At 70.6% G+C, this 23169-nt stretch carries 20 protein-coding genes and 1 tRNA gene; 18 read left to right on the plus strand and 3 right to left on the minus strand.

Features of this window, described 5'->3' with window-relative positions; all coding sequences use genetic code 11:
• The first annotated feature begins 103 nt into the window (after positions 1-103).
• The 11 genes from WBG79_RS25255 to WBG79_RS25305 all read left to right on the plus strand — a co-directional run bounded on the left by WBG79_RS25255 (position 104) and on the right by WBG79_RS25305 (position 15313).
• Positions 104-2362, plus strand: a complete 2259-nt coding sequence (locus tag WBG79_RS25255; RefSeq protein WP_337360012.1) for an ABC transporter permease — start codon at positions 104-106, stop codon at positions 2360-2362.
• Positions 2359-3108, plus strand: a complete 750-nt coding sequence (locus WBG79_RS25260) for an ATP-binding cassette domain-containing protein (protein WP_337360013.1) — start codon at positions 2359-2361, stop codon at positions 3106-3108. Before WBG79_RS25255 ends, WBG79_RS25260 begins: the two co-directional genes overlap by 4 nt.
• A 216-nt stretch (positions 3109-3324) precedes the next feature.
• The gene (locus WBG79_RS25265; RefSeq protein ID WP_443147511.1) at positions 3325-5127 is read left to right on the plus strand and encodes an acetolactate synthase 3 large subunit; all 1803 of its coding nucleotides are present in this window, start codon (positions 3325-3327) and stop codon (positions 5125-5127) included.
• Between the two features lie 65 nt (positions 5128-5192).
• The gene (gene ilvN, locus WBG79_RS25270) at positions 5193-5753 is read left to right on the plus strand and encodes an acetolactate synthase small subunit (protein ID WP_443147512.1); all 561 of its coding nucleotides are present in this window, start codon (positions 5193-5195) and stop codon (positions 5751-5753) included.
• Between the two features lie 311 nt (positions 5754-6064).
• Positions 6065-7627: a hypothetical protein gene (locus WBG79_RS25275; RefSeq protein WP_337360015.1), complete on the plus strand. Its 1563-nt coding sequence runs from the start codon at positions 6065-6067 to the stop codon at positions 7625-7627.
• 224 nt (positions 7628-7851) lie between these two features.
• On the plus strand, positions 7852-8871 hold the full coding sequence (gene ilvC / locus WBG79_RS25280) for a ketol-acid reductoisomerase (RefSeq protein WP_337360016.1): 1020 nt from the start codon (positions 7852-7854) through the stop codon (positions 8869-8871).
• 145 nt (positions 8872-9016) lie between these two features.
• A complete protein-coding gene (gene mgtA / locus WBG79_RS25285; RefSeq protein ID WP_337360017.1) occupies positions 9017-11572 on the plus strand; it encodes a magnesium-translocating P-type ATPase in 2556 nt (851 codons plus the stop codon).
• Positions 11573-11636: 64 nt separating this feature from the next.
• On the plus strand, positions 11637-12737 hold the full coding sequence (locus WBG79_RS25290) for an endonuclease/exonuclease/phosphatase family protein (protein WP_337360018.1): 1101 nt from the start codon (positions 11637-11639) through the stop codon (positions 12735-12737).
• Positions 12734-13480, plus strand: coding sequence for an NUDIX hydrolase (locus WBG79_RS25295; protein ID WP_337360019.1), 747 nt, complete (start codon positions 12734-12736; stop codon positions 13478-13480). Before WBG79_RS25290 ends, WBG79_RS25295 begins: the two co-directional genes overlap by 4 nt.
• A gap of 81 nt (positions 13481-13561) precedes the next feature.
• Positions 13562-14476: a PhzF family phenazine biosynthesis protein gene (locus WBG79_RS25300; protein WP_337360020.1), complete on the plus strand. Its 915-nt coding sequence runs from the start codon at positions 13562-13564 to the stop codon at positions 14474-14476.
• Between the two features lie 84 nt (positions 14477-14560).
• Positions 14561-15313: an alpha/beta hydrolase gene (locus WBG79_RS25305; RefSeq protein ID WP_337360021.1), complete on the plus strand. Its 753-nt coding sequence runs from the start codon at positions 14561-14563 to the stop codon at positions 15311-15313.
• A gap of 28 nt (positions 15314-15341) precedes the next feature.
• On the opposite strand, the gene WBG79_RS25310 is transcribed toward WBG79_RS25305, so the two are convergent.
• Positions 15342-16331 carry a hypothetical protein gene (locus WBG79_RS25310; RefSeq protein ID WP_337360022.1) on the minus strand — a complete coding sequence of 330 codons (990 nt, stop codon included), beginning with the start codon at positions 16329-16331 and terminating at the stop codon, positions 15342-15344.
• 447 nt (positions 16332-16778) lie between these two features.
• On the opposite strand from WBG79_RS25310, the gene WBG79_RS25315 reads away from it, so the two are divergent.
• Both WBG79_RS25315 and WBG79_RS25320 read left to right on the plus strand, forming a co-directional pair.
• Positions 16779-18383, plus strand: a complete 1605-nt coding sequence (locus WBG79_RS25315; RefSeq protein WP_337360023.1) for a 2-isopropylmalate synthase — start codon at positions 16779-16781, stop codon at positions 18381-18383.
• Between the two features lie 114 nt (positions 18384-18497).
• Entirely contained in the window at positions 18498-18686 is a 189-nt protein-coding gene (locus WBG79_RS25320; RefSeq protein ID WP_337360024.1) for a hypothetical protein, read from the plus strand.
• A 242-nt stretch (positions 18687-18928) separates the two neighbouring features.
• Here the strand turns inward: WBG79_RS25320 and WBG79_RS25325 are convergent, their stop codons facing one another.
• Entirely contained in the window at positions 18929-19225 is a 297-nt protein-coding gene (locus tag WBG79_RS25325; protein ID WP_337360025.1) for a hypothetical protein, read from the minus strand.
• Between the two features lie 282 nt (positions 19226-19507).
• Positions 19508-19583 (minus strand) — tRNA-Lys (locus tag WBG79_RS25330).
• A gap of 362 nt (positions 19584-19945) precedes the next feature.
• Between WBG79_RS25330 and WBG79_RS25335 the strand changes: the two genes are divergently transcribed.
• From WBG79_RS25335 to WBG79_RS25355, 5 genes are all read left to right on the plus strand, one after another.
• A complete protein-coding gene (locus tag WBG79_RS25335) occupies positions 19946-20776 on the plus strand; it encodes a 3-keto-5-aminohexanoate cleavage protein (protein WP_337360026.1) in 831 nt (276 codons plus the stop codon).
• 57 nt (positions 20777-20833) lie between these two features.
• A complete protein-coding gene (locus WBG79_RS25340) occupies positions 20834-21601 on the plus strand; it encodes an SDR family oxidoreductase (protein ID WP_337360027.1) in 768 nt (255 codons plus the stop codon).
• 98 nt (positions 21602-21699) lie between these two features.
• Positions 21700-22125 carry a CBS domain-containing protein gene (locus WBG79_RS25345; protein ID WP_337360028.1) on the plus strand — a complete coding sequence of 142 codons (426 nt, stop codon included), beginning with the start codon at positions 21700-21702 and terminating at the stop codon, positions 22123-22125.
• Between the two features lie 121 nt (positions 22126-22246).
• Complete coding sequence (locus WBG79_RS25350; RefSeq protein ID WP_337360029.1) at positions 22247-22771, plus strand: ferritin-like domain-containing protein; 525 nt, start codon at positions 22247-22249, stop codon at positions 22769-22771.
• 10 nt (positions 22772-22781) lie between these two features.
• On the plus strand, positions 22782-23090 hold the full coding sequence (locus WBG79_RS25355) for a hypothetical protein (protein ID WP_337360030.1): 309 nt from the start codon (positions 22782-22784) through the stop codon (positions 23088-23090).
• Positions 23091-23169: the final 79 nt, after the last annotated feature.

The following is a 23169-nucleotide window of genomic DNA, read 5'->3' on the forward strand; positions in this document are numbered from 1 at the left end:
CCGCCGGGCGGGCTGCGGGCCGTCCGCTCCTTCCCCGCTTCCCGGCGTCGGGGAGCGGGGAGCCGCGCGCGCCCCACGTCCGCCTCCGAGGTCGGAACCCGCCATGAGCCTCGCCGCCGCCTCCACGCCGACACGGCTCGCCTCTCCGCCCGCGGAGCTCGCGGGGCGGTGGGAACTGGGCCTCCTGGTGTTCATGGGGCTCCTCTACCTGGCGGGCGTGTGGATCAACCCGGCCTTCTTCGGCTCCACGGACGCGCTCGCGGCGACGCTGCGCGACGCGGCCCGGTTCGGCGTCATGGCGGTCGGGATGACCTTCGTGATCGTCAACCGGGAGCTCGACCTGTCGGTCGGCTCGACAGTCGGGCTGGTCGCCACGGTCTTCTCGATCGCCTACGCGCCCTCCCATTTCGACCTCGGGATCGGGTGGGCGGTCGGGGCGGCGGTCGTGGCGGGGCTCGCGGTCGGGCTCGTCAACGGCTTCCTGGTGACGACCCTGAAGGTCCCCGCCTTCATCGCCACGCTGACCATGCTCTTCATCGGGCGCGGGCTGGTGCTCGGACTGACCGGCGGCAAGACGATCGCGTACGAACAGAAGGGCGGCGGCGACCCGGGGTTCTTCGCGCTCGGCGGCACCAACGCCTGGGGCTTCGACAACCAGATCGTCGTCTTCGTGCTGGTCGCGCTCGTCGGCATGGTGCTGCTCGGCAAGACGCGGATCGGCTACGAGACCTATGCGGTCGGCGGCAACGAGCAGGCCGCGCGCTACGCCGGGATCGCCTCGAACGCGGTGCGGCGGCGGGCCTACCTGCTGTCGGCCTTCTGCGCCACGCTCGCCGGCCTGATGAACGTCGCCCAGGACAAGGGCATCACCTCGCAGAACGGGCAGGGGGCGGAGCTCATCGTCATCGCGGCCGTGATCGTCGGCGGCGCGGCGATCGCGGGCGGTCGCGGGCGGGTGCTCGGCGCCTGCCTCGGCGCGGTGCTGGTCGTGCTGATCGACAAGGTGCTGCGGGAGGGGGTGCCGACCACGCGCACGATCGACGTCGGCGGCGTGCCCATGGAGGTGCAGGCGGTGGCGCAATTGCCGCCCGGCGCGGTGCCGGCCTTCCTGGGGCTGCTCCTGCTGATCGCCGTCCTGATCGAGCCCTGGCTCATGCGCAACGGCGGGCCGCAGCGGCTTTGGGCGCGGCTGACCGGCCGGCCCGCCCCGCCGCCGCCGGCCGCGGGCGACGTGGCGATCGCGAGCGTGCAGACGCGCGGCCATGCGGTCGACACCCATGCGGCCGCCAAGGGGGCGCTCGCCCGCTTCCTCGCGCGGCGCGACGCGGCGGCGATCCTGCTCGCCGCGGCGGTCTGGGTCGCCGGGCTAGCGCTCAGGCCGGACTACTGGGCCTCGCTCGACAACACCTTCGCGCTGGCGCTCGCCTTCTCGGAGATCGCCATCCTGGCGGTCGGCCTCGCCTTCGTGATCGGCAACGGGGACATCGACCTGTCGGTCGGCTCGGTGCTGGCGCTCTCCGCCTCGGTCGCCGCCTTCTCGATGAAGGAGCTGGAGCTCGGGCCCGGCGCGGCGGTCGGGCTGGCCATGCTGGCGGGGCTCCTCGCCGGCATGGTCAACGGCTGGCTGACGGTGCGGGCGGGTCTGCCCTCCTTCGTGGCGACGCTCGGCATGTTCTACATGGCACGCGGGCTCGCGGCCTGGTTCACGGCCGGGCGGCAGCTTTCGGGCTTTCCGGAGAGCTTCAACCTGCTCGGCCGCCCCCTGTCCGACCTCCTGGCGGCGGCGGGCGTGACGCTCGAGCGGGGCACGTTCCTGTTCGACTTCTCCCGGGCGATCTCGGTGCAGACGATCTTCGTCGTCGCGGTGGCGATCGTGGCGGGCGTGGTGCTCGGGCGGACGCACTGGGGCCAGATGGTCTACGCGGTCGGCGGCAACGAGCGGGCGGCGCGCTATGCGGGCATCGACACGAGGGCGGTGCGCTTCTGGTCGCTCGTCTTCTCCGCGCTGTGCGCGGCGGCGGCGGGCGTCATCTACGCGGCCTACCTGCGCTCCTTCAACCCGGCGGCGGGGCTCCTGCGCGAGCTCGACGGCATCGCGGCGGTGATCATCGGGGGCGGCTCGATCTTCGGGGGCTACGGCACCATCGTCGGGGCGCTCGCGGGCGCCCTGGTGATCACGCTCATCCGGGCGATCCTGTCGCTGCAGATCCTGCTGCCGGGCGGCGGGTCCTTCGTCATGCCGCAGCACTGGATGAACGTCTTCATAGGCCTGATCCTCATCTCGGCGGTGGTCGCCGACATCTGGATCCGGCAGGAACACATCCTCTCGCGCTTTCGGAAGCCGTCCGGAGACCCGTCATGACAACCCCGATCGTCGAGATGCGCGGCATCGAGAAGTCCTTCGGCGCCGTCCACGCGCTCCGGAACGTGCATTTCCGGCTGGATCCGGGCGAGGTCGTCGGGCTCGTCGGCGACAACTCGGCCGGCAAGTCGACGCTCATGAAGATCATGACAGGGGCCTACCAGCGCGACGCCGGGGACGTCCTGGTGGCGGGCGAGCCGACCCACTTCCGCAGCCCGCAGGACAGCCGCGACCGGGGGATCGAGATGATCTACCAGGACTTCGCGCTGTGCGGGAACATGGACGTCGGGCAGAACATCTTCCTCGGCCGCTGGCCGCGCCGCTTCGGCCTGTTCGTCGACCGCGAGCGCATGTACCGGGAGGCGGACGCGGTCCTGAAGAAGCTGAAGGTCGACGTCAACTCGGTCTACGCCAAGGTCGAGAGCCTGTCGGGGGGGCGCCAGCAGTCGGTGGCGATCGCGCGCGCCATCTCGTTCGAGCCGCGTGTCATCGTCTTCGACGAGCCGACCGCCAACCTCTCGGTGATGGCCACCAACCGGCTCCTCGAAACCATGAGCGAGCTCAAGGCGCACGGCGTCGCGCAGATCATCATCTCGCACCGGCTGACCGACATCTTCGAAGTCGGCGACCGGGTCGTCGTCCTGAAGCGCGGCCAGAACGTCGGCGAGCGCCGGATCCGCGAGACCAGCGAGCGGGAGGTCCTGGAGCTGATCGTGTCGGGCGTGCCGGAGACGGCGGCGGCTTGATGGGCCCACCAAGCACCCGCTTGACCCGGCGCCGCGAGGCGCGTAGGGTCCGCGCCGACGAAATCCATGAGGATCAGGCGCGATGTCGCTCAACTCGATCATCGTACTTAGGCGGCGCGCGAGCGAGGTGGGTGTCTAGCCCGCCGAGAAGCGATCGCGCGCTGACAGGGGCCCCTCGACGGCCCCTTTTTTAATGCCCTCACGACAGCGGAACGGATGGCCGGAGCGGCCGGGACGAAGCGGAGACGACCGATGACACGGGAAATGACCGGGGCGGAAATGGTGGTGCAGGCCCTGATCGACCAGGGCGTCGAGCACATCTTCGGCTATCCGGGCGGCGCGGTCCTTCCGATCTACGACGAGCTGTTCCAGCAGGACAAGGTCCAGCACATCCTGGTCCGGCACGAGCAGGGCGCCGGGCACGCCGCCGAGGGTTACGCGCGCTCGACCGGCAAGGTCGGGGTGGCGCTGGTGACCTCCGGGCCGGGGGCGACCAACATGGTGACGCCGCTGACCGACGCGCTGATGGATTCCATCCCGCTCGTCTGCATCACCGGCCAGGTGCCCACGCATCTCATCGGCAACGATGCTTTCCAGGAGTGCGACACGGTCGGCATCACGCGGCCCTGCACCAAGCACAACTGGCTCGTGAAACGGATCGAGGACCTGCCTCGCATCCTGCATGAGGCGTTCCGGATCGCGCGGACCGGACGGCCGGGGCCGGTGGTCGTCGACATCCCGAAGGACATCCAGTTCAAGTCCGGGATCTACGAGAACTTCAAGGACGCGCGGCAGACCCAGTACCAGCCTCGGGTGGAGGGCGACGACCGGGCGATCCGCGAGGCCGTCCGCCTGATGGCCGGCGCCAAGCGGCCGATCCTCTACACGGGCGGCGGCGTCGTGAACTCCGGACCGGAGGCGACGCGGCTCCTGCGCGAGCTCGTCGCCATGACGGGCTTCCCGATCACCTCGACCCTGATGGGCCTCGGCGCCTATCCGGCCTCGGGGCCGAACTGGCTCGGCATGCTGGGCATGCACGGGACCTACGAGGCGAACCTCGCCATGCACGACTGCGACGTCATGGTCTGCATCGGCGCGCGCTTCGACGACCGCATCACCGGCCGCACGGACGCCTTCTCGCCGGGCTCGAAGAAGATCCACATCGACATCGATCCGTCCTCGATCAACAAGAACATCCGCGTCGACGTGCCGATCATCGGGGACGTGGCGCATGTGTTGCGCCGCATGATCGAGATGTGGAAGGACGCCGCGCCGGTCCAGGATAAGGACGCGCACAAGGTCTGGTGGAAGCAGATCGAGCTGTGGAAGGGCAAGCGCTGCCTGGCCTACCGCAAGAACCGCGACGTGATCATGCCGCAGTTCGCGATCGAGCGGCTGTATGCGCTGACGCGGAACCGCAAGACCTACATCACGACCGAGGTCGGCCAGCACCAGATGTGGGCCGCGCAGTATTACGGCTTCGAGGAGCCGAACCGGTGGCTGACGTCGGGCGGCCTCGGCACCATGGGCTACGGCCTGCCGGCGGCGCTCGGGGTGCAGATCGCGCATCCGGACGCGCTCGTCATCGACATCGCGGGCGATGCCTCGGTGCAGATGACGATCCAGGAGATGTCGTCGGCGGTGCAGTACGAGGCGCCGATCAAGATCTTCATCCTCAACAACCAGTACATGGGCATGGTCCGGCAGTGGCAGCAGCTGCTGCACGGCAACCGGCTGTCGCATTCCTACACGGAGGCGATGCCGGACTTCGTCAAGCTCGCCCAGGCCTACGGGTGCGTCGGCATCCGGGCGGAGCGGCCGGAGGAGCTGGACGACAAGATCGAGGAGATGATCGCGGTCCGTAAGCCGGTGCTGTTCGACTGCCGCGTCGCCAACCTCGCCAACTGCTTCCCGATGATCCCCTCGGGCAAGGCGCACAACGAGATGCTGCTCGGCGAGGACGTCTCCGACGAGGAGATCGGCTCGGCGATCGGCGCCGAGGGCAAGATGCTGGTCTGAAGTCCCGGCGGGGGGCTGCCCTCGGGGCGGCCCATCGGCTACAAAGACAGGGAAGAGCGACGGACATGAACGCCATGACGATGCCGGGACAGGCCCAGTCGGCCTATTTTCTCGAGGAAGCCCCGAACACCATCGAGCGCCACACCCTGTCGGTGCTGGTCGACAACGAGCCGGGCGTGCTCGCCCGGGTGATCGGCCTCTTCTCGGGGCGGGGCTACAACATCGACAGCCTCACGGTCTCCGAGACCGAGCACGAAAAGCACCTCAGCCGCATCACGATCGTGACCACCGGCACGCCGATGGTCATCACCCAGATCCGGCACCAGCTCGCCCGCATGGTGCCGGTGCACAAGGTCGTCGACCTGACCGTCGAGGGCCCCGCGCTGGAGCGCGAGCTGGCGCTCATCAAGGTGCGCGGCACGGGCGACCACCGGGTCGAGGCGCTCCGGCTCGCGGAGGCGTTCAACGCGCGGGTGATGGACGCCACGACCGAGAGCTTCATCTTCGAGATCACCGGCAAGGGCGACAAGATCGACCAGTTCATCTCGATCATGGTCCCGCTCGGCCTCGTCGAGGTCAGCCGCACCGGCGTGGCGGCGATCCGGCGCGGGCAGGAGGGGATGTAGGCCAGCCTCCGCCCCACCCCCTCGGGTGCGGGTCCCGCCGCGCCGCGATGGCCGTGCCGCCCCGGGCCGATCAGTCGTCGCCCGGTCGCGGCTGATGTTGGGGCCGACCGGGCTCGCTATCCCGCGCGAAGACCTGGATCCGACCAGCTGAAACGCTGCCTTGCACGCGGCGATGGACTGGGCTGCGCCTCACGCAGAGGTATCACGTTTCGGCCACAGGCCGGTCAGATCGCCGTCAGGTGAACTTCTGTATAGATGAGTGCGAATCGAGAGTTCCTCTCGATTGCTCCAAGACAGGTTCATCCAGGTCAATGTCCATCGCGCTGGCCGCTCGCATCGAGCGGCTCGTGTTCGGGGTGCGGCGCGCGGGCGTCAACCTCGGCATCGTCTTCGCCTGCCTCTGTGCGGTCTCGGTCGTCCCGGTCTTCCTGGTCCGGGTGGCGCCGCTGTCCGACACGGTCAACCATCTGGCCCGGATGTACCGGATCGCGGTGGGGGACGGCGACCAGTATCTCTCCGCCTTCTACGCGATCGAGTGGCAGATCCTGCCCAACCTCGCGATGGACCTGATCATGCCGCCGCTGGCGCGTCTCTTCGACGTGTACCGGGCCGGGCAGATCTTCATGGCCGGGACGCTGATCCTGCTCGCCAGCGGACCGATGGCGATCCAGTACGCGCTGCGACGGCGCCTGGGCGTGTGGCCGCTCACCGTCTTCCTCATCCTGTACAACCAAGTCTTCCTGGTCGGGCTCGCCAACTACTTCGTCGGCGTCGGGGTGGCGATGTGGGGGCTCGCGGCCTGGATCATGCTCGCCGAGCGCAACGCCCTCTTGCGCCTGGCGGTCTCGGCCGTCTTCGTGGCGGCGATTTTCCTCTGCCATCTCTCGGCGCTCGGCCTCTACGGGCTCGCTATCGGCAGCTTCTCCCTGCAGCGCTGGCATGCGGAGGGCCGGCGGCTCGACTGGCGCATCCTGCGCGAGGTCGCGATCCTGGCCGTGCCGACGCTGCCGGTGGTGCCGCTTCTCCTCGGCACGTCCACCTGGGGGCTGGCGCAGGAGCTCGAGTGGAGCCCGCAGGGCAAGCTCGACGCCCTCCTGATGATCTTCCGCACCTACGCGGACGGGCCGGATCTGGCCATCCTGGTGCTCTCCGGCGCGGCGCTCGCATGGGCGGTCCGCCGCGGCCTCGTCTCCTTCCATCCGGCGGCCCTGGTGCTCGCCGTCGTGGGCGGGCTCGCCTTCATGGCCATGCCGACCATCCTGTTCGGCTCCTACATGGCGGACCAGCGGATCCCGGTAGCCCTCCTGATGATGCTGATCGGCTTCGGCAGCCTCGACGAACGCGATCCGGCCATCCGGTACGGATTCCTGGCGCTCGTGCTCGGCTTCTCGGCGATCCGGGTCGGCGGCGTCTCGGTGCACTGGATGCACCTCGCGCGATCTCACGAGGAGATCCGGGCGGCCGTGCAGCATGTCGAGCGCGGCGCCAAGATCCTGGTCGCCTACGCGGACGAGCCGATCGGCGACACGGTCGAGCAGGACTCGCTCGCCCACGCGCCCTGCGTCGCCGTGATCGAGCGTTCGGCGCTGGTGTCGACGCTCTTCTCCGTGCCCGGCAAGCAGATCCTTCGGGTCCGCGAAGCCTATCGCGACCGGGTCGACACCGAGGACGGCACGCCGCCCAACGTCAGCGCCCTGGTCGCCGAGGCGACCGTGGACGGCCTGCGCACCGGCCACTACTGGGACGGCTGGGAGGACAAGCACGACTACGTCATGGTCCTGCATGCCGCAGCCGACGCTCCGAACCCGGATCCGGAACTGCTTTCGCTGGTCGCCGAGGGGCAGGGCTTCCAGCTCTATGCGATCCAGCGCTGAGCGGAGCCTGGGTCCGTCCTGCGCATGCTTTCGCGGCATGGCAGGTCCACGCAGCATCCTTTCGGCCGGGCGGCTCCCGTCTTTGCGAAAATGATCGGCCCGCCCCCGTTGCCCTTCCGCGCGGGGGCGGCTAAACCGCTCCCCGATTTCCGTGCCTGCCGGCCCCGGCCGGGCGGGCCGGAGCCGCTTCATCGACCAACAACACTCGAGCCGGGGAAACTCCCATGCGCGTCTATTACGATCGTGATGCCGACATCAACCTGATCAAGGGCAAGAAGGTGGCCATCGTCGGCTACGGCAGCCAGGGCCGTGCCCACGCGCTCAACCTCAAGGACACCGGCGTCAAGGACGTGGCGATCGCGCTGAAGCCGACCTCGGCGACGGCCAAGAAGGTCGAGGCCGACGGGCTGACGGTCATGTCGGTGGCGGATGCGGCAAAGTGGGCCGACCTCATCATGATGTGTGCGCCCGACGAGTTGCAGGCCGACATCTACAACGGCGAGATCGCCGGCAACATCCGCGACGGCGCCGCCATTGCCTTCGCGCACGGCCTCAACGTGCACTTCAACCTGATCGAGGCGAAGAAGACGGTCGACGTCATCATGATCGCCCCGAAGGGCCCGGGCCACACCGTGCGCGGCGAATACGAGAAGGGCGGCGGCGTGCCCTGTCTGATCGCGATCCATCAGGACGCCTCCGGGAACGCCCACGACATCGCGCTCTCCTACGCCTGCGGCGTCGGCGGCGGCCGCTCGGGCGTCATCGAGACGACCTTCAAGGAGGAGTGCGAGACCGACCTCTTCGGCGAGCAGGTCGTGCTCTGCGGCGGCCTCGTGGAGCTGATCCGCGCCGGCTTCGAGACGCTCGTGGAGGCCGGCTATGCCCCCGAGATGGCCTATTTCGAGTGCCTGCACGAGGTGAAACTGATCGTCGACCTCATCTACGAGGGCGGCATCGCCAACATGAACTACTCGATCTCGAACACGGCCGAGTTCGGCGAGTACGTCACCGGCCCGCGCATCATCACGGACGAGACCCGCGCCGAGATGCGGAAGGTGCTCAAGGACATCCAGTCCGGCGCCTTCACGTCGGAGTGGATCCGGGAGTGCAAGGCCGGCCAGCCGAAGTTCAAGGCGACCCGCCGCATGAACGACGCCCATCCGATCGAGGAGGTCGGCCTCAAGCTCCGCGGCATGATGCCCTGGATCAAGCAGAAGGCGCTGGTCGACAAGTCGCGCAACTGAGCGGCCCGACGCCGTCCGCAGCCGATCCGAGGCCGGTCCGCGAGGGCCGGCCTCGTCCGTCTCACGGGACCCCGTGAGCGAGATCAAGGCCGGCCGTCGCCGGTCGGCGCAGGGTGCGGGCTCCGATCGAGGATGGCGCCGCCCCATGTCCGAACCGAACGCCCACCGCGACGACGATCATTTCTGGCGCGACGGACCCGAGGCGGCGCTGGCCGCGATCGGGTCGACCCGGGACGGCCTGACCTCGGCCGAGGCGGAGGCGCGGCTCGCCCGCGTCGGGCCGAACGAGGTCGCGGCCGAGGTGCGGGCCTCGCTCGCAACCAAGGTCCTGAGGCGGCTGGCGGAGCCGCTGGTCGCGATCCTGCTCGTCGCGGCAGCCGTGTCCGGGGCGACCGGCGAGTGGCCGAGCTTCGTGATCATTCTCGGGATCGTGGCGATCTCGGTGGCGCTCGACGTGTTCCAGGAGCACCGGGCGGAGACGGCGGCCGAGGCGCTGCGCCGGTCCGTGGCGGTGAAGGCCGACGTGTTGCGCGACGGCGCGCTGGTGCGCCTGCCGGTCGACCGGATCGTGCCCGGCGACGTCGTCCGGCTAGAGGTCGGCGACCTCGTGCCCGCCGACGGGATCGTGCTCGCCGCCAAGGGGGCGCGGGCCGACGAGGCGCTCCTGACGGGCGAGCCGCTGCCGGTCGACAAGCGGCCGGGCCCGAGCGGGGCGACCGACCCGGCGGACGCGACGGACGCGCTCTTCGGCGGCACCGGTATCGTCAGCGGTTCGGCGACCCTCCTCGTCCTGCGCACAGGCGCGGCGACGCGGTTCGGCGGCATCGCGGCGGCGCTCTCGGGGGCCGAGGCGCCGACCGCCTTCGAGATCGGGCTGCACCGCCTGGGCGTCCTGATCGTCAGGCTCACGGTCCTCCTGGTGCTGACCGTGCTGCTCGCGCATCTCGCCTCGCACCGGCCGGTGATCGAATCCTTCCTCTTCGCGATCGCGCTCGCGGTCGGGCTGACGCCCGAGCTGCTGCCGATGATCGTCACCGTGTCGCTGTCGCGCGGCGCGCTGCGCATGGCCGAGCGCAAGGTCGTGGTGAAGCGGCTCGCCGCCATCCACGACCTCGGCTCCATGGACATCCTGGCGACCGACAAGACCGGGACGCTGACGGAGGCCCGGATCGCATTGACGGCGGCCGCGGGCGCCGATGGGAACGTCTCGGCGCGGGTCCTCGCGCTCGCGGCCGCCAATGCGAGCCTGACCACCGGGATCCGGAGCCCGCTCGACCAGGCGATCCTGGCCGCGGCCCCCGCGGAGGCGGCCACCGCCTTTCGGCCCGTCGCCGACCTGCCGTTCGACTTCGAGCGCCGGCGCGTCTCGGTGCTGGCGGACGGGACGGAGGGCCGGCGGCTCATCGTCAAGGGCGCGCCCGAAGAGGTCCGGGCGCTTTGCGGGCACCTCGAACTGGCGGACGGGCGCGTGGTCCCGATGGACGAGGCCGCGGCCGCCGGCCTGGCGGCCTACGAAGCCGCGCGGGCCGAGGAGGGCCTGCGCCTTCTCGGCGTCGGCTGGCGGGAGGCGGAGGGCCTGGAGGCCGTCTCCGAGGCGGACGAAAGCGGGCTCGTGTTCGTCGGCTGGTGTGTCTTCGTCGACCCGCCGAAGCCCTCGGCGGCGGCGGCGGTGCACCGGCTCAAGGCGCAGGGCGTCCATGTCAAGGTCATCTCGGGGGACGCGGCGCCGGTCGTCCGGCATCTGGTGGCCACCCTCGGCCTGCCGCACCGCGGCCTCCTCACCGGGCACGAGATCGAGGCCATGACCGACCAGGCGCTCGCCCACAAGGTCGGCTCGGTCGATCTCTTCGCGCGGGTGTCGCCGGACCAGAAGCTCCGGATCATCCGGGCGCTCCGCACGCGCGGCCACACGGTCGGCTTCATCGGCGACGGCATCAACGACGCCCCGGCCATCAAGGCGGCGGACGTCGGGATCTCGGTCGAGGGGGCGACCGACGTGGCGCGCGGGGCCGCCGACATGATCCTGCTCGCGGCCGACCTCGGCGTCCTGGCGGACGGCATCGACGAGGGGCGGCGGACCTACGCGAACATCATGAAATACGTCCGCATGGGGACGGCCTCCAACTTCGGCAACATGCTCTCCATGGCGATCGCATCGCTGGCGATCCCCTTCCTGCCGCTCCTCCCCATCCAGGTCCTGCTCAACAACCTGCTCTACGACCTGAGCGAGGTCGGCATCCCGTTCGACCGGGCCGACGCGGAGGACCTGCGGCGGCCGCACGGGTGGGACATGGGTGAGATCCTGCGCTTCACGCTCGTCTTCGGGCCGCTCTCCTCGGTCTTCGATCTCGCCACCTTCGCGATCCTGGTCTACGGCTTCGAGGCGGCGCCGGAGCTCTTCCGCTCGGCGTGGTTCCTGGAATCGATGACGACCCAGATCCTGGTCATCTTCGTCATCCGCACGGCCGCGCCGGCCTGGAAGAGCCCGCCGCACCGCATCCTCGCGGCCACCTCGCTCGGCGCCCTGGCGGTGGCCATCGCGCTCGCGCTGACGCCGGCTGGCCGGACGTTCGGCTTCGTCGGTCTTCCGGCGCCGCTGCTCGCCGCACTCGCGGGCCTCGTGGTCGTCTATCTGGCGCTGGCCGAGGCGCTCAAGCGGCGGGCGATGGCGCGCCCGACCCGACCGCGGAGCGGGGCCTGAGCCTTCACGGGCTTCCGCTGCCGCAGCGCTGCCCGTAAACAGGAGGGAGCAACGGACGAGAGCCATGCCGATCCGCGTCGGGACCTTCAACGTCGAGAACCTCATGCGCCGGACCGTGGCGGAGCGGGACCGCAACACCGGGGCCTGGATCCCGGACCCGGCGGTCGGGCTCTACGAGCACCCGAACGAGCAGGAGGGGCGGCTCATCGAGCGGGCCGTCCAGATCGCCATCTCGGACGACCAGCGGCAGATGACCGCCCAGGCGATCCGCGACGCGGACGCCGACATCCTGTGCCTGCAGGAGGTCGACGACTTGCGGTCGCTCCGCTACTTCCACGACCGCTACCTGCGCCGCGCGGTCGACGAGCCCTATGACGAGTTCGCGCTCCTGCAGGGCAACGACGGGCGGGGCATCGACGTCGCCGTCATGGCCCGGCGCGGCTATCCGATCAAGGTGAAGAGCCACGCGGCGCTGACCTACCGGGACCTCGGCCTCTACAACGACGACCTGAGGCGGTGGGGCGCGCTCGAGGACGACCGCTGCTTCAAGCGCGACTGCCTGGAGGTCGAGGTGGAGGTCGGGGACCGGGTGCTCGACATCTTCATCTGCCATCTGAAGTCCATGTCGGACGACCGCGACCGGACCATGCCGGTCCGGCGGGCGGAGGCGCGGGCGGTGCGACGCATCATCGAGCGCCGCTACGGGCCGAAGGCGCCGCACGCCAACTGGCTGATCTGTGGCGACATGAACGACTACCGGGACAAGATCCTGGTCCGGCGCGGGCCGGACGGCGAGCCGGAGTGGCGGCAGGAGCGGGCGGAGGCGAGCGGCATCGACCCGTTCTTCGCCGACCGCTTCGCCGTCAACCTGGTCGAGCGGCTGCCGTGGGAGGAGCGCTGGACGCACTGGTACGGCGAGGCGAAGGAGCTCAGCCAGCTCGACTACATCTTCGCCTCGCCCGGCCTCGCCGCCGCCAATCCGCGGGCGAAGCCGGAGATCGTCCGGCGCGGGCTGCCCTACCGGGTGCCCTGCCGGCCGCGCAACCCCGACGGGACCCCGTTCGAGCGCTACCCCCGGGTCGGCTTCGACCGCCCCAAGGCCTCGGACCACTGTCCCCTCGTCATCGAACTGGACATCCCGGACGACGGGCGGAGGCCGACTTGAGAGACCTGACGGGGACCGCGGTCCCGTTCGCCGACGTGGACCTGGTGATCCGCCCGGAACGCCTCGACTTCGGCCCCGGCGCGGCGGAGCGCATCGCGGCGCGCTGGGCCGAGAAGGCAGCCGAGAATCCGCATATCTGGAACGGGCCCTTCTTCCTGTTCGACCGGGTCGGCCTCGACCGCGAGGCGGCGGGCGGTACGGTCTTCCGGGCGGAGGGCGGCGAGACGGACTTCGCGAGCTTCCTCGCCTGGCGCGAGGCCTCGCCGCCGCCCGACCCGTTCCGCCACCTCTTCCCCGTGGGCGCCGTGGTCAGCGCCGACGACCGCCTGATGGTCGGCCGCATGGGGCCGCGGACGGCCAATCCGGGGCGTCTCTATCCGCCGTCCGGCTCCTTCGATCCGGACGATCTCGTGAAGGGCTCGGACGGGCTCAGCCGGCTCGACCCCGAGGCCAACATCCTGCGCGAGATCGGGGAGGAGACGGGGCTCGACGGTCGCCGCTTCGCTCCCGAGCCGGGCTGGATCGCGATCGGGTCGGGGCCCTCGCGCTTCGCCCTCGTCAAGGTCTACCGGGCCGTCGAGACCGCGGCCGCGCTCGAGGCCGAGATCGCGGACCACATGGCGCGGGACGCCGACCCGGAGCTCGACGGCGTCCTCTTTGCGCCGGTGGGGCGGCCGCTCGATCCGGTGCTGTCGGTGCCATACGTCAACGTTCTGCTGGCCGAGCTCGCGGCCCGCGGCTGATCATCGCGAAAGTGCTCGCCTCCCCGGGCCGGGATGCCTTAGAGAGGGAGCGCAACCGCAACCGGTTCACGGGAGTCCCGGATGGCTCAGCGCCGCTACGTGGTCCTCGACGTCTTCACGACCCGGCCCCTGGAGGGGAACCCGCTCGCCGTGGTGCTTGATTCCGAGGGCCTGGACACGGCCGCCATGCAGCGGATCGCGGGCGAGTTCAACCTGTCCGAGACGGTGTTCGTGACCCCGGCCGAGAACCCGGCGCACAGCGCAGCGGTGCGGATCTTCACGCCCGGCCGGGAGCTGCCCTTCGCGGGCCACCCGACCGTCGGCACGGCCTGCTGCCTCGCCGCCCGCCGCTTCCCCGACCTCGAGACCGAGATGGACGCCGTCGTCGCCCTCGAGGAGCAGATCGGGCTCGTCCGCTGCGCCGTGAGGCTGGTGCCGGGGGCGGCGGCCTATGCGGAGTTCGACGTGCCGCGCCTGTCCGAGATGGGGGAGGCGAGCTTCGGGCCGAAGTCGGCCATCGCCGACGCGCTCGGCCTGAAGCCGCACGAGATCGGCTTCGAAAACCACGTCTCGACCGTGTGGAGCGCCGGCAACCCCTTCGCCTTCGTGCCCGTCGCCGGGCTCGCCGCCATGCGGCGGATCAAGGTCGCTCCGCAGCACTGGACCGAGGCCTTCGGACCGGCCACGCCCGGCATCTACGTCTACTGCCGGGAGACGCTGTTCCACGATTCGAGCTTCCACGGCCGCATGTTCGCGCCGGGCCTCGGCGTCGGCGAGGATCCGGCCACCGGCTCGGCCATCGCGGCCTTCGCGGGCCTCGTCAACGACTTCGACGACCTTCCCAACGGCACCTTCACGTACCGCATCGAACAGGGCTTCGAAATGGGGCGGCCGAGCCTGATCGACCTCGAGATCGAGGTCGAGGCCGGCGAACTGACCGCGGCCCGGATCGGCGGGCATGCGGTCAAGGTCGCCGAGGGGGTGCTCGAGGTCTGACGCCCACCGTCCGGCAGGCGGCCGACCTTCCGTCTTCGCCCGTCCGCGCCGGCGGCGGACGGGCGCCCTCGGGATCCTCCAGCCATGCTCGTGTCGACCCGCCGCGTCGTCCTCGCGACCCTGATCGCCGCCGCCGCGGCCCTGACCGGTCCCGCCGCCCTGGCGCAGTCCATGAAGGGGATGGGCGTCGTCCTGATCCACGGCAAGGCGGGCGGGCAGGGGCCCCTGCAGCCGCTCGCCGCCGCCTTGCGGGCGGACGGGGCGCTGGTGGCCCTGCCGAACATGTCCTGGACGAGCGGCTACCGGACCTATGACGAGACTCTCGACGAGATCGCCCGGTCGGTCGAGGGCCTGCGCCGGCAGGGGGTGACGCGGATCGTGCTCGCCGGCCACAGCCTCGGGGCGAACGTGGCGCTCGGCTACGCGGCCAGGCGCCGCGGGGTGGCGGCGGTGGTCGCCATGGCGCCGGGCCATCGCCCGCAGAACTTCCTGACCCGCATCGGCGCCGACATCGGGCGGGCGCGGGCCATGGTGGCGGCGGGCCAGGGGCAGCAGACGGCGATCTTCACCGACTTCAACCAGGGCAAGGCCCTGACGGTCCGGACGACGGCGGTCGCCTACCTGAGCTTCTTCGACCCGGCCGGGCCGGGCAACATGGCCAATACGGCCGGCAAGGCCGGCGTGCCGATCCTGTGGGTGATCGGCACCGGCGACGAGGCGGCCCTGCGCGACCCGGTCCCGACCGGCACCGGCACCCGCATCCTCGTCGGCGCGAACCACGGCGACACGCCTTCGGTCGCCGTGGCGGAGATCATGGGATGGCTGCGGGGGCGGTGAGGGGCCCCGCAGCCGCCCCGCCGGCGGATCAGTTCGTCGCCTTGGGCGCCTCGTTGATCGGCTGGAAGGCGAAGGGCATCTCGGCGTTGTCCGGGTCGACCACGACCCGAACCGCGCCGACGATCGTCTCGCCCATGACCTGCAGGCGCGTGACGTTCGGGACGGGCTTCATGTCGGTCGCCCAGAAGGGGGTGACGGTGAAGACGTGGTTGTCGCCGTTGATGACCAGCACCGGCTTGCCGAAGGCCTTGGCGCCCTTCTCGACCGCCTTGATGGTGTCGGTGAATCCCGAGGCGACCGGCACCTCCGGGAAGCTCTGCTTGATGTCCCAGACGTCCGCCTGCCAGGAGAGCACGAGCGCGCTCATGTTCTCCGCCTTGGCCTTGGAGAAGGCGGCCTCGATCCAGGCGACGTTGGCCTTGTTGCGGGCGAAGTACTCGGCGACGGTGTCCATGTCGCGCGGCTCGAAGTTGTTGTTGGAGCCGGGGACGTGGACCTGGGCGAAGAGGACGCCGTTCTTGACGAAGCGGGTGTTCTCGACGAAGGGCTTGCCGTCGGTCGCCTTCAGGTCCGGCATCAGCTCGGCCTGGCGCTCCAGCGGCATGGCGGTCTTGCCGAGGGACTTCGGCTCGGCGAAGAACCACTCGCGCAGCCGCGACAGGCGCTCGGTCGGCTTGAACCTGCCGGCGCGTTCGCGGTGGCAGTCGGTCCACTCGTTGTCGCCGATGGTGTAGACGAGCGGTCCGGCGAAGGAGTTCAGCTGGTCGCGGACCTTCAGGATGTTCTCGTCTGTGCAGGGGGTCGAGCCGGCCTTGATATCGCCGATATGGAGGGTGAACTCCGGCTTCAGGCCGTTCACCCTGGCGATCAGGGCGTCGAAGCGGGCATAGTCGTCGGGCAGCTTGTAGGGCATGTCGCCGAGCGCCACGAAGGCGAAGGCGCGGGGGCCCCCGATCTCGGCGGCTGCGGCGGGCAGGAGGGAGAGGCCGAGAAGGGCGGCGGTCAGGGCGAGGCGCATGGATCCGTCTCCAGTGTCCGGGGATGGCGCGGCGGACGTTACGTCGGGCCATGCGACAGTCCTGTGACGGCAGCGGCAGCGGGCCCCGGCGCGTCTCCGGGGCCGATCGGCTCTTGCAATCCGGCCGGCGCGAGGGTATCGCTCGCAAGAGTGTGCGTCCGACGCACCGCCACGAGGCCCCTCGCCCCATGATCGCGCGCGATCACATCCTGCCGGCGACAGACGCGACCGAACGGTCCGCGGGTGCCGGCGCGCGTTTCGGCCGCGGCCTCCTCCTCTCCTCGCTTCTTCTCCTTACCGGCCCCTGAGCGCCGGCTGGCCCCTCGCGGGCCGGGCACTCAGGGGATCGTCGACACGAGGCACCGAACCCCTTCGGCGCCGGCGGCTTCCGCATCCCACGCGCGACCCGCCCCGAGCGCCCGGAAAGAGCAGAAGGACGAGCATTCCATGACCGCCGACACCGCCTCTCCGATCCAGGCCGTCTCCTCCAAGGACCGCGTCTTCATCTTCGACACGACCCTGCGCGACGGCGAGCAGTCCGCCGGCGCCTCCATGACCTTCGAGGAGAAGCTGCAGGTCGCCGAACTCCTCGACGCCATGGGGGTGGACATCATCGAGGCCGGCTTCCCGATCGCCTCGGTGGGCGACTTCGAGGCCGTCAGCGAGATCGCGCGCAACACCAAGACCGCGGTCGTGGCCGGGCTCGCCCGGGCGATCACCGCCGACATCGCGCGCTGCGGCGAGGCCGTGCGGCACGCCCGGCGACCGCGGATCCACACGTTCGTGTCGACCTCGCCGATCCATCTGAAGTTCCAGATGAACAAGAGCCTCGACCAGGTGATCGAGATCATCCACACGACCGTCACGCAGGCGCGCGGGCTGGTCGAGGACGTGGAATGGTCGGCGATGGACGCGACCCGCACGCCGATCGACGACCTGTGCCGCTGCATCGAGGCGGCGATCCGCTGCGGGGCGACGACCATCAACCTGCCCGACACGGTCGGCTACGCCACGCCGGACGAGTACGAGGCGATGTTCCGGCAGGTCATCGAGCGGGTGCCGGGGGCCGACAGGGTGATCTTCTCGGCGCATTGCCACGACGACCTGGGCCTCGCCACGGCGAACTCGCTGGCGGCCCTGCGCGGGGGCGCGCGGCAGGTGGAGTGCACCGTCAACGGGCTCGGCGAGCGGGCCGGCAACGCGGCGCTCGAGGAGATCGTGATGGCGATCCGGACGCGGGGCGACCGGCTGCCCTACGTGACGGGGGTGAAGACGCCCATGTTGGTGCAGGCCTCACGCCTGGTGTCGTCGGTCTCCGGCTTCGCGGTGCAGTACAACAAGGCGATCGTCGGCAAGAACGCCTTCGCGCACGAGAGCGGCATCCACCAGGACGGCATGCTGAAGAACACCGAGACCTACGAGATCATGCGGCCCGAGGACGTCGGCGTGCGCGCGACGAGCCTGGTCATGGGCAAGCATTCCGGGCGCCACGCCTTCAAGGAGAAGCTGAAGGAACTGGGCTTCGACCTCGGCGACAACGCCATGGAGGACGCGTTCCGGCGCTTCAAGGACTTGGCGGACCGCAAGAAGCACGTCTACGACGAGGACATCGAGGCGCTGGTCGAGGACGAGATGACGTCGGCGGGCGAGAGCGTGAAGGTGGTTGCGCTGACCGTCATCGCCGGCACGGGCGGGCCCCAGAAGGCGATCATCACGATGGACGTCAACGGCACGCACGTGACGAAGGAGGCGAACGGCACGGGCCCGGTGGACGCCACCTTCAACGCCATCAAGCAGATCTGGCCGCACGAGGCGAAGCTGTCGCTCTACCAGGTCCACGCCGTGACGGAGGGCACCGACGCGCAGGCGGAGGTTTCCGTGCGGCTCGAGGAGAACGGGAAGATCGCGAGCGGGCGCGGTTCGGACGTCGACACGCTGGTCGCCTCCGCCAAGGCCTACGTGTCGGCGCTGAACAAGCTCAGCGTCCGCCGCGCGAAGTCCGCGCCCGCCCCGGCCGATGCCGAGCCGGTTCGGGTCGGCGAGCGGATCTGACGGCCCGCCGGGCGCCGCCACCGTACCGATCGCGTGCGGCCGGCCCCGTGGCGACGGGCCGTTAACCCTTCCGAGGCCAAGATCCTCCTCGTCGACAAGGCGAGGGGGGCCCCGATGGACGAGCCGCAGACCATGAGCGTCGAGGACTGGGAAGCGATCTTCCGCACCGTTCCCCGGGACGACCTGCTCCGGCTCAAGGTCATCGTCGACAAGCTCGACCGCGGCGGCACCATCACCCCGGAAGACCGCGGCCACATCATCGCGATGTTCGGCCGGCCCGCGGAGGCGGCGGACGTAGCGTGAGGGGCGCGGGCTAACGTTCGTTTGCGCACTCTTGGGCTCCGATGTTCTGGCCACGTCTCCGCCAACGAGCGGGAGAGTTCGGATTATCGAGCGCCAAGATTGCTCCGCCGCGTGGGCCCGAGCGGACGTCGCTACGTACCCCGCGTCAGCGGCAAGCAATTGCCTGACCGCTCGATGGCCGTGAAGAACGCAGGGGCGCCTGAGACGAGGCCGCAGACGAGGACATGAGGGTACCGGGTACGTCACGAGGCGCAGCGCTCGAAGATCAGGACGCCGCGCTGGCGCTCGGGATAGTACACAGAGTCGGTGTTCGAGAGATCCTCTGCTTGGATCCGGAGGCCTTTAGCATCTTTCAGTCGAGCGGCGACTAAGCTGAACTCCGTGAAGGCCCGATCCGCGTACTTCGGTCGCACCTCGATTGCCAAGTCGATGTCGAGTCGCTCCGGCTTCGGCTTTTCCCGCCTGACGCCCGTTTGCCGCGATCCGTAGACAACAGCGCGAACGATCGACGGCTCTCGACCTATCGCATCGAGCAGCATCCGTACCTCGCAATCTGTAACGAACAACCCGAAAGCGTTCGGGTTCGGATGCTTCGGGAGTTCGTCGAGGGGCTCGGGCGCAGCGGACATGCTGAAAGAGTGTCGCAAGAGGCCGGAGTGCACGATCCGGATCCGGATCAATCCACAGCCGAGTGCGGCTTCATCTTGGCCGCGAGGGGGGGCCGAGAAGCGGTCCTTCGGTACTTATCCGGTACTCGCCGAAACACGAGCACGCCCCGGCCGCGCCCTAGCGGCCTAAGCGCCTGATCTGTAAGGAAAATTTGGTGGGCGCGACAGGGATCGAACCTGTGACCCGCTGATTAAGAGTCAGCTGCTCTACCGACTGAGCTACGCGCCCCGCGGGCCGGCCGGGTGGGGCCGGGCGCGAAGTGGGGTCCGTATAGCGGGAGTGGATCGGGCTTGCAACAGGTTTCGAGCGGGGGCGTGTTGCGGGTTGGCGGAGCGGCCGGAGGGCGCGCGGGATCGGATCGGGAGGGGGAAGGGCTGGATTGTTGGGGGGTTAGGGGTTAGGCAGTAGGGATCAGGGCTTGGGCAGTCGGGCTTGGGGCGTGGGGCTCGGGGCCTCGCTTCGGGCTCGGGGGTCGGGCGGTCCCGCGAGGGGCCCAGAGGGCCGGACGGGGTCGCGCGGCTCGGCGCCGGCCGTGCCGGGGCGAGGCGGGGCGGGGGGCTCCCGATCCGGGGACGTGAGCGGGAGGGGTCATGAATCCGGTCGTCGTCGCCGTCGCCATCACGGGGTCCGTGCCGCGCAAGAAGGACAATCCGGCCGTCCCGGTGCAGCCCGCCGAGCAGGTCGAGAGCACGCACCAGGCCTACGAGGCGGGGGCGACGCTCGTCCACATCCACGTGCGCAACGACGACGAGACGCCCTCGTCGGACCCCGCGCGCTTCGCGGCCGTGCAGGAGGGCGTGCGCCGGCACTGCCCGGGCATGATCGTGCAGTTCTCCACCGGCGGGCGCGGGCGCGACCCGTCGCAGCGCGGCAGCTCGCTCGGGCTGAAGCCCGACATGGCCTCGCTCTCCACCGGGTCGGTCAACTTCCCCACCATCGTCTACGAGAATTCCGCGGCGCTCGTGACCGAGCTCGCCGGCGCCATGAAGGCGAACGGGGTCCGGCCCGAGATCGAGATCTTCGACCTCTCGCACCTGCACGGCGCCAGGCGGCTCGTCGACGAGGGGCTCATGGACGCCCATCCGCACGTGCAGTTCGTCATGGGCGTCAAGAACGCCATGCCGGCGGAGGAGCGGCTGCTCGACGTGATGCTCGCGGAGATGCGGATCGTGCTGCCCGGCGCCACCTGGACGGCCGCGGGCATCGGCCGCTTCCAGCCGATCGTCATGGACTGGGCGCTCGCGCGCGGCGCCGACGGGGTGCGCACCGGGCTCGAGGACAATGTCCGGATCTCGCGCGACCGGCTCGCGGCGTCGAATGCCGAACTGGTCTCGCTCGCGGTCGACCAGATCAGACGGCGCGGCCGGCGGCCCGCCACGCCCGCCGAGGCGCGCGCCCTGCTGCGCCTCGCCCCGGCCTGAGCCGGCCCGTCCGCCGCCCCGCGCAGCGTCCACGCTTTTCTCCGGAGTGAACCGTCCATGTCCCGCGCCCTCTTCGACCTCACCGGCCGCACCGCCCTCGTCACCGGCTCCTCGCGCGGCCTCGGCCGGGCGATCGTGCGCGGCCTCGCGGAGGCGGGGGCGCGCATCGTGGTCAACGGCACGGATCCCGCGCGCACGGAAGCCGCGGCGGCGGAGCTCGCCGGGGAGGGGTTCGAGGCGAGGGCGGCCGCCTTCGACGTGACCGACGAGGCGGCCGTCGCGGCGGCCTTCGCGCGGCTCGACGGGCAGGGCGTGGAGGTCGACGTCCTGGTCAACAACGCGGGCATCCAGTACCGCAAGCCGATGGTCGAGCTCGCGGCGGCGGACTGGCGGCGGGTCCTCGAGACCAACCTCACCTCGGCCTTCCTGGTCGGCCGGGAGGCGGCGCGGCGCATGATCCCGCGCGGGCGGGGCAAGATCATCAACATCACCTCGCTGACGAGCGAGGTGGCGCGGGCGACCATCTCGCCCTACACGGCCGCCAAGGGCGGGCTGAAGATGCTGACCCGCTCCATGACGGCCGAATGGGCCGCGCACGGCATCCAGGCCAATGGGATCGGCCCGGGCTACATGGCGACCGACATGAACGAGGCCCTCCTGAACGACGCCAAGTTCGACGCCTGGGTGAAGGCGCGCACGCCCGCCGGGCGCTGGGGGCGGCCGGAGGAGCTGATCGGGGCGGCGGTGTTCCTGGCCTCGCCGGCCTCGGATTTCGTCAACGGGCAGGTCATCTACGTGGACGGCGGACTGCTGGCGGTCATCTGAGGCGCGGCCGCCGGAACGCGCGGGGCGGGATGGAGGTTTCTCCGACTCGGGCCGGGCTTCCGCGGGGAGCCCGGCGTCCGAGCCAAAGGGAGAGCCGCATGCGCGTTTCCGAAGTGATGACCCGAGACCCCGTCGTGATCCGGCCGTCGGAGACGATCCGCCGGGCCGCTCAGATGATGGACGAGTACAATATCGGGGCGATCCCGGTCTGCGACGGCCAGCGGCTCGTCGGGATGGTCACCGACCGCGACATCACCATCAGGGCGACGGCGGCGGGGCGGAACCCGGACGAGACGCCGGTCAGCGAGGCGATGAGCGGCGACCTGCGCACCTGCTGGCTCGACGACGACGTCGAGGAGGCCGCGCGGGTCATGAGCGAGGTGCAGATCCGGCGCCTGCCGGTCATCGACGGCGATCGCCGGCTCGTCGGCGTCGTGGCGCTCGGCGATCTCGCCACCGACCGGGCGGGCGACGTCGCCGGCGCGCTCGGCGCGATCTCGGAGCCCTCGGCCCCGGATCGGTGATCTTGGCGGCGGCGGCACGAGCCGCGCCGATCCTCGACCCCTCGGGCCCGGAACATGCGGCCGGGCCCGCCGTTTCCCGACCACACCCCCTCGCGGGGGGCCGGCAACGAGGAGACGGACCATGACCGAGGCGACGATGGGCACCGGCGCAGGCCGGGAAGGGGCGCGGTCGATCGTCGCCACCGGGTTGCGCAACGCGCATGCGCTGGAGAAGCAGGCGATCCAGCTGATCGAGCGGCAGCTTCCGCGGCTCGACGACTATCCGGAGGTGCAGGCGCGCATGCGGCAGCACCTGCAGGAGACCCGCGCCCAGGAGGAGCGGCTCGACCGGATGCTCGACCGGCTCGGCAACGACCGCTCGGTCGTCAAAGATATGGCGCTCGAGTTCATGGGGAACATGGCCGCCATGGCGCACATGCCGGCCGACGACGAGATCCTCAAGAATTCCTTCGCCAACCTCGCCTTCGAGTCCTACGAGATCGCCGCCTACACGTCGCTCCTCGCCATGGCGGAGGAGGCGGGGATGGGCGAGTTCCGGCCAATGCTGGAGGCGACCCTCCAAGAAGAGCACGCCATGGCGGACTGGATCGAGACCGGCCTCCCGGCGGTCACCAAGCGCTTCCTGTCGCTCGCCGGCCGGGCCTGAGGAGGCCACGATGACGGGCAAGCGCCAGGATCTCGGCGGCGAGGTGGTCGCCAATTCGTCCGGACGGCCGGGCGACGACGACAGCGTGCGCGGCGCCCCGCCGCGGCCGGAGGAGATCGAGGCGGATCCGGGCGGCGACGGGCTGGGACTCACGCCCGACCGGCCGGATTCCGGCTTCGGGCGGCGCAGCGGGGAGGCCCGGCCGGGCAGCTTCGGGCGGCACGGGCCGGGCAGCGGTACCGAGGACGCGAGCGTCCGCGACCCCGATCCGCGGCGTTCGGCGACCGACGGACCCGATCCTCCCAAGACGCGGGGCTGAGCGGAGGCGCGGCTCTTTTCTGAGGCGCCGCGCGCCGCCATATTGCGGCGGGGCGCCCAGGGACGGAGGGCCGCCGGTG

This window comes from Prosthecomicrobium sp. N25, assembly GCF_037203705.1.
Classification (GTDB): domain Bacteria; phylum Pseudomonadota; class Alphaproteobacteria; order Rhizobiales; family Ancalomicrobiaceae; genus Prosthecodimorpha.